Origin of the sequence: Paracoccus sp. MBLB3053, from assembly GCF_031822435.1 — a bacterium.
In the GTDB taxonomy this organism is placed as follows: domain Bacteria; phylum Pseudomonadota; class Alphaproteobacteria; order Rhodobacterales; family Rhodobacteraceae; genus Paracoccus; species Paracoccus aurantius.
This window is the reverse complement of sequence record NZ_JAVQLW010000001.1, coordinates 876600-889936: the sequence shown is the minus strand read 5'-3', so window position 1 is coordinate 889936 and position 13337 is coordinate 876600. Positions and strand designations below refer to the sequence as shown.

General features: G+C 60.4%; 15 protein-coding genes. 2 read left to right on the top strand and 13 right to left on the bottom strand.

The window, feature by feature from the left end:
• Positions 1 to 31: 31 nt before the first annotated feature.
• Positions 32 to 919 (top strand): YncE family protein, encoded by an 888-nt coding sequence (locus RGQ15_RS04475; RefSeq protein WP_311159029.1) that lies wholly within the window; start codon positions 32 to 34, stop codon positions 917 to 919.
• Here the strand turns inward: RGQ15_RS04475 and RGQ15_RS04470 are convergent.
• From RGQ15_RS04470 to fghA, 5 genes are all read right to left on the bottom strand, one after another.
• The gene (locus RGQ15_RS04470) at positions 900 to 1424 is read right to left on the bottom strand and encodes a PQQ-dependent catabolism-associated CXXCW motif protein (RefSeq protein WP_311159028.1); all 525 of its coding nucleotides are present in this window, start codon (positions 1422 to 1424) and stop codon (positions 900 to 902) included. The genes RGQ15_RS04475 and RGQ15_RS04470 overlap by 20 nt on opposite strands.
• On the bottom strand, positions 1421 to 2239 hold the full coding sequence (locus RGQ15_RS04465) for a substrate-binding domain-containing protein (RefSeq protein ID WP_311159027.1): 819 nt from the start codon (positions 2237 to 2239) through the stop codon (positions 1421 to 1423). The genes RGQ15_RS04470 and RGQ15_RS04465 overlap by 4 nt, the downstream gene beginning before the upstream one ends.
• Positions 2236 to 2814 carry a c-type cytochrome, methanol metabolism-related gene (locus RGQ15_RS04460; RefSeq protein WP_311159026.1) on the bottom strand — a complete coding sequence of 193 codons (579 nt, stop codon included), beginning with the start codon at positions 2812 to 2814 and terminating at the stop codon, positions 2236 to 2238. Before RGQ15_RS04460 ends, RGQ15_RS04465 begins: the two co-directional genes overlap by 4 nt.
• A gap of 105 nt (positions 2815 to 2919) precedes the next feature.
• Positions 2920 to 4722 carry a methanol/ethanol family PQQ-dependent dehydrogenase gene (locus RGQ15_RS04455; RefSeq protein WP_311159025.1) on the bottom strand — a complete coding sequence of 601 codons (1803 nt, stop codon included), beginning with the start codon at positions 4720 to 4722 and terminating at the stop codon, positions 2920 to 2922.
• A gap of 196 nt (positions 4723 to 4918) precedes the next feature.
• Positions 4919 to 5752 carry an S-formylglutathione hydrolase gene (gene fghA / locus RGQ15_RS04450; RefSeq protein WP_311159024.1) on the bottom strand — a complete coding sequence of 278 codons (834 nt, stop codon included), beginning with the start codon at positions 5750 to 5752 and terminating at the stop codon, positions 4919 to 4921.
• 218 nt (positions 5753 to 5970) lie between these two features.
• On the opposite strand from fghA, the gene RGQ15_RS04445 reads away from it, so the two are divergent.
• The gene (locus tag RGQ15_RS04445) at positions 5971 to 7128 is read left to right on the top strand and encodes a BamA/TamA family outer membrane protein (protein ID WP_311159023.1); all 1158 of its coding nucleotides are present in this window, start codon (positions 5971 to 5973) and stop codon (positions 7126 to 7128) included.
• A gap of 7 nt (positions 7129 to 7135) precedes the next feature.
• Here RGQ15_RS04445 and RGQ15_RS04440 read toward each other — a convergent pair whose 3' ends face one another.
• The 8 genes from RGQ15_RS04440 to rph form a co-directional block, all read right to left on the bottom strand.
• The gene (locus RGQ15_RS04440; RefSeq protein ID WP_311159022.1) at positions 7136 to 7648 is read right to left on the bottom strand and encodes a GNAT family N-acetyltransferase; all 513 of its coding nucleotides are present in this window, start codon (positions 7646 to 7648) and stop codon (positions 7136 to 7138) included.
• Positions 7645 to 8283: an ATP-dependent Clp protease proteolytic subunit gene (locus RGQ15_RS04435; protein WP_311159021.1), complete on the bottom strand. Its 639-nt coding sequence runs from the start codon at positions 8281 to 8283 to the stop codon at positions 7645 to 7647. The genes RGQ15_RS04440 and RGQ15_RS04435 overlap by 4 nt, the downstream gene beginning before the upstream one ends.
• 78 nt (positions 8284 to 8361) lie before the next feature.
• Positions 8362 to 9489, bottom strand: a complete 1128-nt coding sequence (locus RGQ15_RS04430) for an S-(hydroxymethyl)glutathione dehydrogenase/class III alcohol dehydrogenase (RefSeq protein ID WP_311159020.1) — start codon at positions 9487 to 9489, stop codon at positions 8362 to 8364.
• 547 nt (positions 9490 to 10036) lie between these two features.
• Entirely contained in the window at positions 10037 to 10390 is a 354-nt protein-coding gene (locus tag RGQ15_RS04425; RefSeq protein WP_311159019.1) for a YbaN family protein, read from the bottom strand.
• A 1-nt stretch (position 10391) separates the two neighbouring features.
• Positions 10392 to 11582, bottom strand: a complete 1191-nt coding sequence (gene hemW / locus RGQ15_RS04420) for a radical SAM family heme chaperone HemW (protein ID WP_311159018.1) — start codon at positions 11580 to 11582, stop codon at positions 10392 to 10394.
• On the bottom strand, positions 11579 to 11953 hold the full coding sequence (locus RGQ15_RS04415) for a RidA family protein (protein WP_311159017.1): 375 nt from the start codon (positions 11951 to 11953) through the stop codon (positions 11579 to 11581). The genes hemW and RGQ15_RS04415 overlap by 4 nt, the downstream gene beginning before the upstream one ends.
• A complete protein-coding gene (gene rdgB / locus RGQ15_RS04410; protein ID WP_311159016.1) occupies positions 11946 to 12551 on the bottom strand; it encodes an RdgB/HAM1 family non-canonical purine NTP pyrophosphatase in 606 nt (201 codons plus the stop codon). The genes RGQ15_RS04415 and rdgB overlap by 8 nt, the downstream gene beginning before the upstream one ends.
• On the bottom strand, positions 12548 to 13261 hold the full coding sequence (gene rph / locus RGQ15_RS04405) for a ribonuclease PH (RefSeq protein ID WP_311159015.1): 714 nt from the start codon (positions 13259 to 13261) through the stop codon (positions 12548 to 12550). The genes rdgB and rph overlap by 4 nt, the downstream gene beginning before the upstream one ends.
• Positions 13262 to 13337: the final 76 nt, after the last annotated feature.

Below are 13337 nucleotides of genomic sequence, written 5' to 3'. Positions count from 1 at the left end.
CGGGCTCGCAGCCATCGCGTTTGGGCATCTGATGGCTGGCCCGGCGTCGGCAGCAGATCTGGCATTCGTGACTTCGCAAAACGCGCAGATGCTGAGCGTCGTCGATCTGGACTCGGGGGATGTTCTGGCACGCACCGAATTGCCCGGCGCACCTGCTCCGGTGGCCTATGACCCGTCGCATTCGCGTGCCTATGCCATATCGGCCGAAACCGGGGTGTTGAGCGTCATCGATGAGGCGGGAACGGTTCTGCGCAGCAAGCATCTGCCAACAGGCGCATTCGGCATCGCGACCGCGCCTGATGGCTATCTGTTCGTGACCGAATGGTATCAGGGACGGCTGATGAAACTGGACGCCGAACTGAATGTGCTCTGGTCCGTGCCAACTGGCCATGCGCCAGCCGGCGTGGCGACGGACGGAAAACTGGTGGCGACCGCCGATCGGGACGATGACCGCATCTCGATCTTTGATGCGGTGTCAGGAAAGCTGAAGGCACGGGTCACGGTCGGCAAGCATCCCTATGCGGTCGTCATACATGACGGCAGGATCTGGAGCGCGGACGTGCAAAGCAACACGGTCAGCGTCATCGATCTGGCCGAGGGCAAGCTGATCGGGCAAATCCCGACCGGAAGTCATCCCTACGGGATCGCCTTCGCAAAGGGGCTTGGTTTCGTCACAGACCAATATGCCGGGACGGTGACCGTCTTCGATGCAGGATCGCTCGAGCCGATGAGAACGATCGAAACCGGTGACTACCCGGAAGGCATCGCGCCCTTGCCAGACGGGTCGGGCGTGGTGGTGGCGCATTGGGATTCCAACACCCTTGTCTGGATCGATGCCACGAGCCTTGCCATCACGCGCGAAATCGAGTTGCCCGATGGTCCGCGCGCCTTCGGCAGATTCACGGGACGTCAGCAATGACCAGGTCGCGCCCCGCTTCCTGCCATCCATCGCTGCCGTCAGGGAACCAGATCACGCCCGTATAGCCCAGATCGACGGCGCGCTTGCCGGCATTCCAGCTCATCCAGCAATCCCTGCGACAGAAGATGACAAACTGTGCAGTCTTGTCGCCCTTGGTGGCTGCGGCGAGCCCTTCGGCAAGCCGCTGCTCTTCGATGGGGGATATCCGTTCATATCCCGTGTCGAAAAGCCATGTCGCCCCGGTGATCGTCATATGGGCAGGGGCGGCCCAGATCGTTCCGTCCGGCAAACCCTCGGGCCTTGCCTTGCGCGGCATCACGTCGACAAACGGCACGCCACTGTCATGCAGCTCGATCGCCTCAGCCGTGTCGACAACGCGCGCACCGCTCAGTGTAGCGGGCACTTCGGAACGATACGGCTCGCCATGAAAGTTCTGTGGCTCGGGCACCTGGGCCAGCGCGCCGCCTGCCGTCAAAATCAGGAAAATGACGGCGCCGAACCTCATTGTTTCAAAGCCTTGCCATAATCGTCCAGAATCGGAACGCCCGCGTCACGCAGGATCGCGTCGATCTCGTCCTGATTGCGGCGAATGAGGCTGTTCAGCTCGCGCTTCCAGGCATCCTCGCCCAAGCGGACGCCCATCGTGATGCGGTAGAACATCTTCGGCCCAGTCGTCTCCTTCACGAGCGGCGTGAACTGCAGATCCGGGTCCTGCTTGACCAGAGGGCCTGCAAGTGGTCCCCAAAGCACTGCGGCGGCCAATTCGCCGGACTTGACCTGGGACAGCATATCGCCCACAGGATTCTCGGTCCGCCGGTCCACGAACAGGTCCCAGCCGCGCATGTCCTTGGCAAGACCGGCCCGTGCCAGGTTCGTAGCGGGAGGCGTTCCTGCCACGACGCCTATCGGCTGCCCCTTCAGCGCGGCGTCCTCAAGCATATCCACATCGGCCAGCGGGCTGTCCTTGCGGGTCACGATACCATAGGCCGATGTGTAGTAATGGTTCGTATTCAGAACCATCTCATCGCCTTGGGCATACCCGATCACGACGTCGCAAAGCCCGGCCCTCAGCGTCTTGCGGATGAAACCCGTGCCCTGCGGAAACCAGGCATAGGTCACAGGAAGCCCAAGCTTTTCGCCGAAAAGTTCGGCAAGCCGATTTTCGAAGCCCGAGCCATCCTGCGCGGACATCGGAACGGCCGCCGGATCGGCGCAGACACGAAATTCGGAATGCGAGCGCAGATCGGCAACCTGCGCCAAGACCGGACCGCCAAGGGCAGCAAGCGCCGCGATGGCCAATATGGCGAGGCGGCTGATCATCCGCTCATGCAGGAATCTTCCTGCGCGGCAAATTCATCCGACTTGGCTTCCTTTTTCGCGGGGCGACCGCGCGGCAGTTCGCCGACACCACGCGCGATGAGATAGGCATAGATATCATCGATATAGCACCAGACATTCTTGTTTGTGCCGAATGCCGGCATGACAAGGTTGGCTGCCTTGTTCACATCCTGCTTGCCCGAGGCGACTACTTCCTGGAACTCGTAATAGTCGATGTTCAGCACCGAATTCTTGAGCGCAGGCGCATAGGTCGAGCCTTCGCCATCCGGGCCATGGCAGACGTGGCATTCTGCGGAATAGCGCCGGTATCCGGAAAAGGTTGCGTAATCCAAAGTGCCGTCTTCCGCGATCTTGTAAGTCGGAATGCCGTCGGCCGTATACCAACGCCCGTTCTCCATGTAGTCGGGCGTCATGTCCTGTCCGTTGGGCAATACCGCTTCGGTATTGGCGACTGGCGTAGTTGTCGTGCTTTCCTGTGCAACAGTCGTTTGGGCCGTAACGCCCCCAACGCACGCGATGCAGATCGCCAACAGCCTGGCGGTCGTCCTGTCCGTCATCAATGCTTCCTCCCTAACCCGCACAAAATGACCGGGCCGCCCCAAGTTACCCCTGGAGCGGCCCAATTCGAGTCACAGTTTGTGATCCGGCACCAAAGTATGATGTCAGCCGGGCAGTTCGAACACCGTCAACTGTCCACCGAGTTCGGTATATTGCGACAGCGACGCATATCCGCCCACGGCACCCAGGCCTTCATTGGGATTGGTCAGACCAGCCGCAAGACCGATGCCCGCCCAGCCGCCGACACCTGACAGGATGCCGACATACTGTTTGCCACCATGCTCATAGGTCATGACATTGCCAATGATGCCCGAAGGCGTCTTGAACTTGTAGAGTTCTTCGCCGGTTTCGGCATTCACGGCTTTCAGATAGCCTTCCAGCGTCCCGTAGAAGACGATGTCGCCCGCGGTCGCCAGAGCACCTGACCAGACCGAGAACTGCTCGGGCAGAGACCACTTGATCTCACCCTTTGTATTGTCCCAGGCGATGAAGTTCCCCATGCCGCCATGGCTGTCCGGCGCGGGATACATCGAGAGTGTCGCACCGACATAGGGCTGCCCCGCAGTATAGGCCACGCGGAACGGCTCGTAATCCATGCAGACATGGTTCGTCGGGACGTAGAACAGGTTCGTCTTGGGCGAGAAGGAGGCAGGCTGCTGGTCCTTGGAGCCAAGCGCGGCCGGGCAGATGCCGGTCGAGTTGGTGTCTTCGCCGTTCTGTTCGGTCGAATATTCAGCAACCACGGCCGGACGGCCATAGGTTTCCGAATTGGCGTCCATGTCTACGCCGGTGGTCCAGTTCACCGACGGGTCGTATTTCTCGGCCACGAGCAGCTCGCCGGTTTCACGATCCAGCGTATAGCCAAGGCCGTTGCGGTCGAAATGGGTCAGCAGCTTGCGCTCGGTCCCATCGATGGTCTGGTTCGTCAGGATCATCTCGTTGACCCCGTCGAAGTCCCATTCGTCATGCGGCGTCATCTGGTAGAACCACTTGGCCATGCCGGTATCGGCATCGCGGGCCATGATGGTCATCGACCATTTGTTGTCGCCCGGCCGCTGCGCAGGGTTCCAGGTCGATGGGTTGCCGGTGCCGTAATAGACCAGGTTGAGTTCCGGATCATATGAGTACCAGCCCCAGGTGGTGCCGCCACCGATCTTCCACTGATCGCCTTCCCAGGTGCTCAGCGAGCTGTCCTTGCCGATTGGCTTGCCCAAATGCATCGTCGCTTCGGGGTCGACCAGCATTTCCTCGTCTGGGCCGGTCGAATAGGCTTTCCAGACCTCGGACCCATCGGCCAGGCTATATGCAGTCACGCGGCCACGGACGCCATATTCACCGCCCGAAACACCAACGATGACCTTGTCCTTGACCGGAAGCACGGTCGCGGTGTTGGTTTCCCCGATCGCGGGATCGCCGGTCTGGACCGACCATTTGAGCTCGCCGGTCTTGGCATCCAGCGCAATCAGTGTCGTATCGGCCTGATGGAACAGGATCATCCCGTCGGCATAGGCAGGGCCACGGCTGACCGTATCGCAGCACATGACGGCAATGACATTCGGATCCTGCTGTGGTTCGTAACGCCACAGGATCTTTCCATTGTCGTTGAGGTCAAGTGCGAAGATGTTGTTGGGGAAAGGTGTATGGACATACATCACATCCCCGATGACCAGCGGCGAACCTTCATGGCCGCGCAGAACGCCGGTCGAGAACGTCCAGGCCACCCGCAGGTCCTTGACGTTGTCCTTGTTGATCTTGTCGAGCGTCGAATAGCGGGTATTGGCATAGTCGCCGGTCTGGATCGCCCACTGTTCCGGCTTGGCGATCTCGGCCATCACACTGTCGTTGGCCAGCGCAGAAGAGCCGGACAACAGCAGCGCCAAAGTGGCGCCCTTCATCAGTCTTTTCATTAATTTCCCTCCGCTTGCTGGCCAGCGCGACTCCTCTTCGCGGGTTGGCCATCCTCAACAAGTGTTTGTACTGTCACACCCATCCGTCAACGAACGCGGCGGGTCCGTAGCACCAAAGTCTTAGGGAAACTTGGCAGATTTCACGGGATATCCCCCCACCCCCGTCGGTGGGAGGAACCTCGCGCAAGACAGATTGTCAGCCCAGGCGTTCCGCGTGCCAGCGAACATGCTCGGCCATGAATGTCTGGACGAAGAAATAGCTGTGGTCATAGCCCTGCTGCATGCGGAACTCGCCGGGTTGTCGACGTTCCGCCATGGCATGGGCCAGGGCCTCGGGTTTCAGCAGTTCCAGGAACTGATCGGCCGCACCCTGATCGATCAGGATTTCGCCCGGATAGCCCTTGTCGCGCATCAAGAGCGTCGCATCATGCTTGGCCCAAGCGGACTTGTCATTCCCGAGATAGGCAGTGAGCTGCTTGCGACCCCAATCCGATTCACTGGGATGGGCGATGGGAGAAAAGGCGGAAACCGACTTGTAACGCTCGGGCAATGTCATGGCGATCGTCAGTGCGCCATGGCCGCCCATCGAATGCCCGGTGATGCCCTGTGCATCGCGATCAAGGGGAAAGTTCGTGAACACCAGTTCAGGAAGCTCATGGGTCACATAGTGCCACATCTTGAAATGCGGGGCCCACGGCTCCTGCGTCGCATCGACATAGAAACCGGCGCCCTGCCCAAGATCATAGGCTTCGTCATTGGCAACGCCCTCACCACGCGGGCTGGTATCGGGAAAGATCAGCGCAATGCCATATTCAGATGCCCATTCCTGGGCGCCCGCCTTGGTCATGGCGTTCTCATGTGTGCAGGTCAGCCCCGAGAGATACCAAAGCACGGGAACCTTGCCGTATCGCGCGGCAGGAGGAAGATAGACTGCAAAGGTCATGTCCGTTCCCGTAGCCTCGGACTTGTGGCGATAGACGCCCTGCGTACCTCCAAAACTGCGATTTTCTGAGATCGTCTCGAAGTTCATCCGATTTTCCTTTCCGGGGAATCCTTGCGCGCCCAATCCAATTCATGGCCCGGGAACGGGCAACCTGAAATCCGCATCTCTGCACCAAATTTCCGGTGGCGCCGCGCCTTCCGCGTGACCGTGGCACCGATGTCACGCGAAAGGGAAATGACCAGCAGGCCGATGGCAGCGTCCGAATCGTGTTATCGTCGCGCAGTTTACATTGAGGGGATCATGTCATGTCCATCGTCCGGGGACTTGCCTGCTTCACCATCGCTTCCATTGCGCTCATTTCCGAACTGACATTCGCAGCGCCGGCAAAGGCGTTCGATTTCTCGATCTTTGTCGATCCGGAAGACAATTACATCGACGCATCGGCGTTTCTGGCCCGCGGCGGGTTCGTGCCGGTACCCGTCATCATTACGGAGCCCGCGGTCGACGGCGGCTTCGGCGTCATTGGCCAGTTTGTCGGGACGCCCCAGGGTCCAGGCGACCAACCGCCCAGAACCATGATCGGGCTTGCACGCACCGGCAACGGCTCGACCGCAGGTGGCATCATGCGCAGCGGCAATCTCAGGGAAGGGGATGTCCGTTACAAGATGGGGCTGGGCAAGGCCAACATGACCGTTCCGATCTTTCCCTTTGGCCTAGATCAGTCGATCGATTATTCGAACAAGAACCTTGCCACATTTGCGAGTGCGAGAATGCGGCTGGGGGATTCCGACTTCTGGGCCGGGCCAAGGCTGGTCTATCGACGGACGGACCTGTCTCTGGGCGCGGATGCCGAGTTGGGACCGATTGCCTCACGCGTGCGCGACGTGATCAACGACCTTTTCGATTCCAAGCAATATGTGGCTCTTGGGGCATCACTTCATTACGACACCCGCAACAACCCGATCTCACCAACGAATGGCATCAACGCGGTCTTCAAATACGACCTTTACGACGATGCTTTCGGCAGTGACGCCGATTTCGGGATCGGCCAGTTCGCCGTCGCCAGCTTCACAGAATTCGGCGACGAATGGAGCTTTGGCGTACTCAGCAAGTACAAATGGACCTCCGGCGACAATCCATTCTTCACTTCGCCCTCGGTCGACCTGCGCGGCGTGCAATCGGGGCGTTACGCAGGCGACGCCGCCTATTCCACCGAGATCCAGCTGAGAAAACAGATCACCGATCGCTGGGCTGCCGTCGCCTTCGGAGGCTATGGCGAGACGCGCGTGACGGATTCGCGTCTTTACGAAGCCGAAGACGATATCTGGACCTATGGCGCAGGTGTTCGCTACCGTCTTGCGCGCCAGATCGGCCTGGATGTCGGCTTGGACCTGGCCATGGGACCAGAAGATTCGATCTTCTACATTCAGTTCGGCCACGCTTGGGGTCGGGAAATGGACTGACCGAAGATCACGCTGCAGTCAGGTCGTTGAACATCACCAATGCGTCGACATATCCCTGCTGCGGATGCAGGAACGCGCCCGGCAGCCGTCCGACGATGCTGAAACCTGCCTTTTGCCAGGAATGGACAGCGTCTGCATTCGTAGAGACGACAAAGTTGAACTGCATCGCCCTGAACCCCTGCTGACGCGCCCAATCCTTGGCGTGGATAACAAGAGCCCTTGCAATGCCACGCCCCCTTGCCTCGGCATGGGTCGCAAAGCTTGCATTGGCGACATGACTGGCCGGACCGGGACGATTCCGGCCGACATGACTGGTCCCAAGCACCTTGCCATCCAGTTCAGCGACGAATGCCGTGAAAGGCGCGGCAAACCAGTCCGCCAGAGCATCGTCCCGCGTGATGTCGGTCGGAATACAATAGGTTTCACCCGCCCGATAGACCGGCTCCAGGATCGTCCAGATCGCGTCCCGGTCATCTGGCGTGGCGGGACGGATGAAGATCTCTGTCCCGCCTGTGGTCATTTCAGTTCGTCTGCCGAACGGATTACCTTGCCCAGCAGGCCGTAATCCAGTGCTTCCTGCGTGTTCAGCCAGAAGTCGCGCTGGGTGTCCTGCTCGATCTTCTCGATCGGCTGGCCGGTCGCATCGGCAAAGATCTGGTTCAGGCGGTCACGCATCAGGCGCACCTGCTCGGCCTGGATCATCATGTCCGACGAAGTCCCACCGATTCCGCCCGAGGGCTGGTGGATCAGGAAACGGGTGTTCGGCAGGCAGAAGCGGTTTTCCTTCTTCGCCGCGACGAAGATCAACGCGCCGGCCGAAGCCACCCAGCCCGAACCGATGGTGCGCACGGTCGGCCGGATGAACTTGATCACGTCATGGATCATGTCCCCCGATTCGACATGCCCACCGGGCGAGGAAATCAGCATGTTGATCGGCTTGTCGCTGTCCTCGGCCAAGGCCAGAAGATGTGCCACCGTACGCTGGGCCAGCTTGTCATTGATCGGCCCGGCAACGATGACCGTCCGAGACTTGAAATAGAGCTTTCCGATCTTGTCGCCTTCGGGCAGGCCCAGGCCTTCGTCCTTGTCGCCTTTCTGCGGGCGATCGTCGTCATCATCGTCGTCGTCGTCATTGTCCAGCCACTGGTGACGCATCGGCCTGCTCCTTCTTTTCTCATGGCGACGGCGGGACCAGCGGCCCCGCCGTCCTTTTAACTAAGCAGCCCTTACCGATCAGTAAAGGACGACCGAGCGAATGGACTCACCCGAATGCATCAGGTCGAAGCCCTTGTTGATGTCGTCAAGCGGCATGGTGTGGGTGATCATCGGGTCGATTTCGATCTTGCCGTCCATGTACCAGTCGACGATCTTGGGCACATCGGTCCGGCCGCGCGCGCCGCCAAAGGCCGTGCCCTTCCAGACCCGGCCGGTGACCAGCTGGAACGGCCGGGTGCTGATTTCCGCACCTGCAGCTGCCACGCCGATGATGACCGACTGGCCCCAGCCTCGATGGGTGCATTCCAGTGCATCGCGCATGACCTTGGTGCTGCCCGTTGCGTCGAAGCTGTAATCGGCGCCGCCGATCTGGTCGAACGGGGTCTTCGTCATGTTGACGATTTCCTGCACGACGTTTTCGACGTTCTTGGGGTTGATGAAATGGGTCATGCCGAAATGTTCGGCCATGCCTTTCTTTTCATCATTCAGATCGACCCCGATGATCATGTCAGCGCCGGCCAGGCGCAGGCCCTGGATCACGTTCAACCCGATGCCGCCGAGGCCGAAGACCACGGCCTTGGCGCCGATCTCGACCTTGGCGGTGTTGATCACGGCGCCGATGCCGGTGGTGACGCCGCAGCCGATATAGCAGATCTTGTCGAAAGGCGCGTCTTCGCGGACTTTCGCCACGGCGATTTCCGGCAGAACCGTGTAATTCGAGAAGGTCGAGCAGCCCATGTAATGGTGGATCGGCGTGCCGTCGAGCATGGAGAAGCGCGAGGTGCCATCGGGCATCAGCCCCTGCCCCTGCGTTGCGCGGATCGCGGTGCAGAGGTTGGTCTTGCCCGAGAGGCACGACGCGCATTGGCGGCATTCGGGGGTGTAAAGCGGAATGACATGGTCGCCCGGTTTTACGCTTGTTACACCCGGGCCGACCTCGACCACGACGCCCGCGCCCTCATGGCCCAGAATCGCCGGAAAGATCCCTTCGGGATCGGCGCCCGAGCGGGTGAATTCGTCGGTGTGGCAGATGCCGGTCGCCTTGATCTCGACCATGACCTCGCCGGCCTTGGGACCTTCGAGGTTGACCTCCATGACTTCCAGCGGCTTGCCGGCCTCCAATGCGACGGCTGCTCTTGTTCTCATCGGTATTCTCCTTCCGTGTCGGCCAGTTGGCCTGCTGAATGTCTTGTCTTGGGCAGTTCCGTCCAAAAGCGTTTCATTGCTTCGGGGGCCGGCACGACCGACCCCCTGCTCGCGGTCAAAAAGAGAATCGTCAAGACGGTCCTGCGCCAGTTTCCTTGGCAATATGCGTCGCCATGGCCTCTATCAGGGATGGCGAATGTGCATCATGAGATTGAACCCCGAATTCGCTGAGCCGAGCCCATATACCGACCAACCTGCCAGAAACGATCCCGGATTTGTCAATTTCAATCTGCGATCCGATCTCGCCTACCGGATCCCGGAATTTGGCAAGGCCGCAGAGATTCTTGACTGGTTGGGGACATGCACCGGGCTTGTCGAGCATTTGCAATGGATCTCATCCCCGGAAACCCGAAATGGATATTTACCCGGGAACTGTCGCTCATGGTCCCTCCTTCCCGATAGACGCCGGGACTTCCAGATTCCAGTGCGCAAAGTTTGCGCCCCATCGCCTCGCAGGCAAGTGGGCAAAAGGTTGTAATCTTTGCGATCAGCGTTCCGGTCGCGTGACAAGCCAAACTGCGATTGCACTGCATGTCAGGGCCTGAACGGCCACAATTTTCGGATCAAGCCCAAGCCAGAGCGACCAGGCTACGCCGCAGGTCATGGCAGTTGTTGCCCAGATCTTCGCGTTCCGCCCGACAACGCCGCGCTTTCTCCATGCCCGGATCGGAGGACCAAATCTGGGGTGACGCATGATCCGCGCGCCGATCCGCGGAGAGGATCGGGCAAAGGCCCAGACTGCGACAAGCAGAAAGGGAACCGTGGGCATGACCGGAAGGAGAATGCCGATCAACCCGACGGTCAGAGCGAGCCAGCCGAAGGCAAGCCATAGATATCGCATGCTATTCCGCAAGCTCCCGCAGAATTCCATTCAGAACTGGCCGCCCTGCCTCGGTTGCCGCAAGGCGATCGTCACGCCTGACCACAAGGCCAAGCGCCGTCAGATCCGCGAGACGGGCCTCGGAGAGTTTCGCGCCATGTGACAGGTATCGCGAAACTTCCATGCCTTCGGTCAGGCGCAGTGACATCAGCAGATATTCCACGGCGCGATCGGAAAGGCTCAGCAACTCGCGCTGACTGTCACCATTTCCGCCATTCTCTACGGCCTCAAGCCATGCGCCAGGGGCGCGATGGGCCTCGGTCGCCCATCGACCATCCGTCAAGGTCAGCCGTCCATGCGCTCCGGGCCCTACGGCCGCCCAATCGCCCTGACGCCAGTAGACCAGATTGTGCAGGCTTTCCGCGCCGGGCCGGGCATGGTTCGATATCTCGTATGTGGGCATGCCGGCAGCGGCGCAGATTTCTTGCGTGTCCTGATACATGTCCGCCGATAGATCGTCGTCCGGCAACCCTTTGAGGCCCCCTTTGGCGTGACGGGCTCCGAAGGCGGTGCCGGGCTCGATCGTAAGCTGGTAGGCCGAGAGATGATCCACCGCCATCGAAAGCGCCTCGTTCAGTTCGCGCCGCCAATGGGCGCGGTCCTGATCCTGCCGGGCATAGATCAGATCAAAGCTGACCCGCGAGAAACAGTCCCGAGCGATATCGAAAGCCGCCCGCGCCTCGGCAACGGAATGCATCCGACCAAGGCGGCGAAGATCGGCATCGTTCAGCGCCTGAACCCCCATCGACACACGGTTCACCCCTCCATCGGCATAGGCCCTGAAGCGGCCCATCTCGACGCTCGTGGGATTTGCCTCGAGGGTGATTTCGATGTCATTGGCGAAGGCCCATTGCGCCCGCGCAGCCTCGATGACGCCGTTTACGGTTTCGGGTGCCATGAGGCTTGGCGTTCCACCGCCGAAGAAGATGCTGTTGAGCACCCTCCCCGGAGCGTCAGTGCCCAGCCGTGCAATCTCGGCGCGATAAGCGTCGAGCCAGCGCGCTTGATCGATCCCTGAGGTGACATGGCTGTTGAAGTCACAATAGGGGCATTTCGCTGCGCAGAACGGCCAATGGACGTAAAGTGCGAATCCGCCGGCCCGCCAATCATCGGCAAGCTGGCTGTTATCAAGGGCTGGGGTGCTGGCGGTCATTCCCGAAACGCGGTCACTTCAATCTCGATCTTCATTTCGGGTCTGATTAGTCCCGCGACAACCATCGTGGCGGCAGGTAACGCATCCTTCATCGCGTCACCGAGAACCGGAGCAATCTCGTCCAGCAGAGCTGCGTCGGCGATGGTGTATTGCACGCGCACGATATCGGCAGCGGAAAAGCCCGCCTCATCAAGCACTGCAAAGATCGTCGCGAAGGCATTGCGCGCCTGCTCGGCAGGGCTTTCAGGCATCTGCATCGCTGCGTAGTCGTAACCGGTCGTCCCGGACACGAAGCACCAAGGTCCCTTCACGACGGCCCGGCTATAGCCTAGTGCCGTCTCGAAGGGCGAGCCGCTGGAGATTCTACGCAAGGGACGCCTCCAGCTTGCGGAAGGCATCGGCGCGATGGCTGATCCGGTTCTTTTCCTCGGGTGCCATTTCCGCGAAGGTCATATCATGGCCATTCGGAACGAAGATCGGGTCGTAGCCGTGGCCTTGTTCACCCCGCGGTGGCCAGACAAGCCTACCCGGCGCGATCCCTTCAAAGATCTCTTCATGCCCGTCCGGCCACATGAGGATCAGGGTCGCGCGGAACTGTGCCGTTCGCGGCTCGGGAACGTTGAGGTCGTCCAGTTCTCTCCATGTCCGGGTCATGGCCTGAAGGAAATCGCGTCCATTCGGTGTTTCCGCCCAATCTGCCGTATAGACCCCCGGCGCGCCATCAAGACCATCGACGGTAATTCCGCTGTCATCGGCCAGGACGGGAAGACCTGTTGCCTCGACAGCGGCACGCGCCTTGATCCGGGCATTGCCAATGAAGCTGCTTTCGGTCTCGGCCGGCTCCGCAAGGCCCATTTCGCCCGCCGAAGTGACCTCGATGCCATGTGGTGCCATCATGGCGCGGATTTCCTCGAGTTTCCCTGCATTATGCGTGGCAAGAAGAAGCTTCCGCTCGGTCAGCTTTCTCATACGAGCGCCTCGTTCTGCGCCCGGACCAGTTCGGCGATCCCGGATTCGGCCAAATCAAGAAGCTGGTTCATTTCCGGGCGGGAGAAAGTCGCACCTTCGGCGGACATCTGAATTTCGATCAGTCGGCCCGCGCCGGTCATGATGAAATTGCCGTCTGTGCCGGCCTCGCTGTCCTCAGCGTAATCAAGATCCAGCACGGGCTGACCGGCATAAATCCCGCAGGAAACGGCGGCGACATGGTCCATGATCGGATCGGTGGTCAGAAGACCCGCCTTGAGCAGCTTGTTGACGGCCAGTCGCAGCGCGACCCATCCGCCGGTAATGGAGGCACAACGCGTCCCGCCATCCGCCTGGATGACATCACAGTCGATGACGATCTGACGCTCGCCAAGCGCACGGCGATCGACGCCGGCACGTAGCGCGCGCCCGATCAGGCGTTGGATTTCCTGCGTGCGACCGGACTGCTTGCCTGATGCAGCCTCACGGCGGTTGCGGGAATTCGTCGCACGCGGCAGCATGCCATATTCCGCCGTGACCCAGCCCTGCCCCGAACCCTTCAGGAAAGGCGGAGCCTTCTCCTCGATGGTGGCCGAACAAAGCACGCGCGTATCGCCGCAGGAAATCAGGCAAGAGCCCTCAGCGTGGCGCATCACACCCGTTTCGATTGAAATCGGACGCATATCACTTAAATTCCGGCCAGAGGGTCGCATCAGTCATTCCTTTCGGGGGTTTTGCTGTTCAAATACAGGTCGCCTGCCCCAGACCGCAACCCGTGAACGATCAAGC

Bases quoted from the DNA above. Each gene is read 5' to 3' on its own strand.
- fghA (WP_311159024.1), bottom strand. From the start codon at position 5,752: ATGAACTTCGAGACGATCTCAGAAAATCGCAGTTTTGGAGGTACGCAG.
- RGQ15_RS04435 (WP_311159021.1), bottom strand. From the start codon at position 8,283: ATGCGTCACCAGTGGCTGGACAATGACGACGACGACGATGATGACGAC.
- RGQ15_RS04425 (WP_311159019.1), bottom strand. From the start codon at position 10,390: ATGCGATATCTATGGCTTGCCTTCGGCTGGCTCGCTCTGACCGTCGGG.
- RGQ15_RS04445 (WP_311159023.1), top strand. From the start codon at position 5,971: ATGTCCATCGTCCGGGGACTTGCCTGCTTCACCATCGCTTCCATTGCG.
- hemW (WP_311159018.1), bottom strand. From the start codon at position 11,582: ATGACCGCCAGCACCCCAGCCCTTGATAACAGCCAGCTTGCCGATGAT.
- RGQ15_RS04470 (WP_311159028.1), bottom strand. From the start codon at position 1,424: ATGAGGTTCGGCGCCGTCATTTTCCTGATTTTGACGGCAGGCGGCGCG.
- RGQ15_RS04430 (WP_311159020.1), bottom strand. From the start codon at position 9,489: ATGAGAACAAGAGCAGCCGTCGCATTGGAGGCCGGCAAGCCGCTGGAA.
- rdgB (WP_311159016.1), bottom strand. From the start codon at position 12,551: ATGAGAAAGCTGACCGAGCGGAAGCTTCTTCTTGCCACGCATAATGCA.
- rph (WP_311159015.1), bottom strand. From the start codon at position 13,261: ATGCGACCCTCTGGCCGGAATTTAAGTGATATGCGTCCGATTTCAATC.
- RGQ15_RS04440 (WP_311159022.1), bottom strand. From the start codon at position 7,648: ATGACCACAGGCGGGACAGAGATCTTCATCCGTCCCGCCACGCCAGAT.
- RGQ15_RS04465 (WP_311159027.1), bottom strand. From the start codon at position 2,239: ATGATCAGCCGCCTCGCCATATTGGCCATCGCGGCGCTTGCTGCCCTT.
- RGQ15_RS04475 (WP_311159029.1), top strand. From the start codon at position 32: ATGGCTGGCCCGGCGTCGGCAGCAGATCTGGCATTCGTGACTTCGCAA.
- RGQ15_RS04455 (WP_311159025.1), bottom strand. From the start codon at position 4,722: ATGAAAAGACTGATGAAGGGCGCCACTTTGGCGCTGCTGTTGTCCGGC.
- RGQ15_RS04460 (WP_311159026.1), bottom strand. From the start codon at position 2,814: ATGACGGACAGGACGACCGCCAGGCTGTTGGCGATCTGCATCGCGTGC.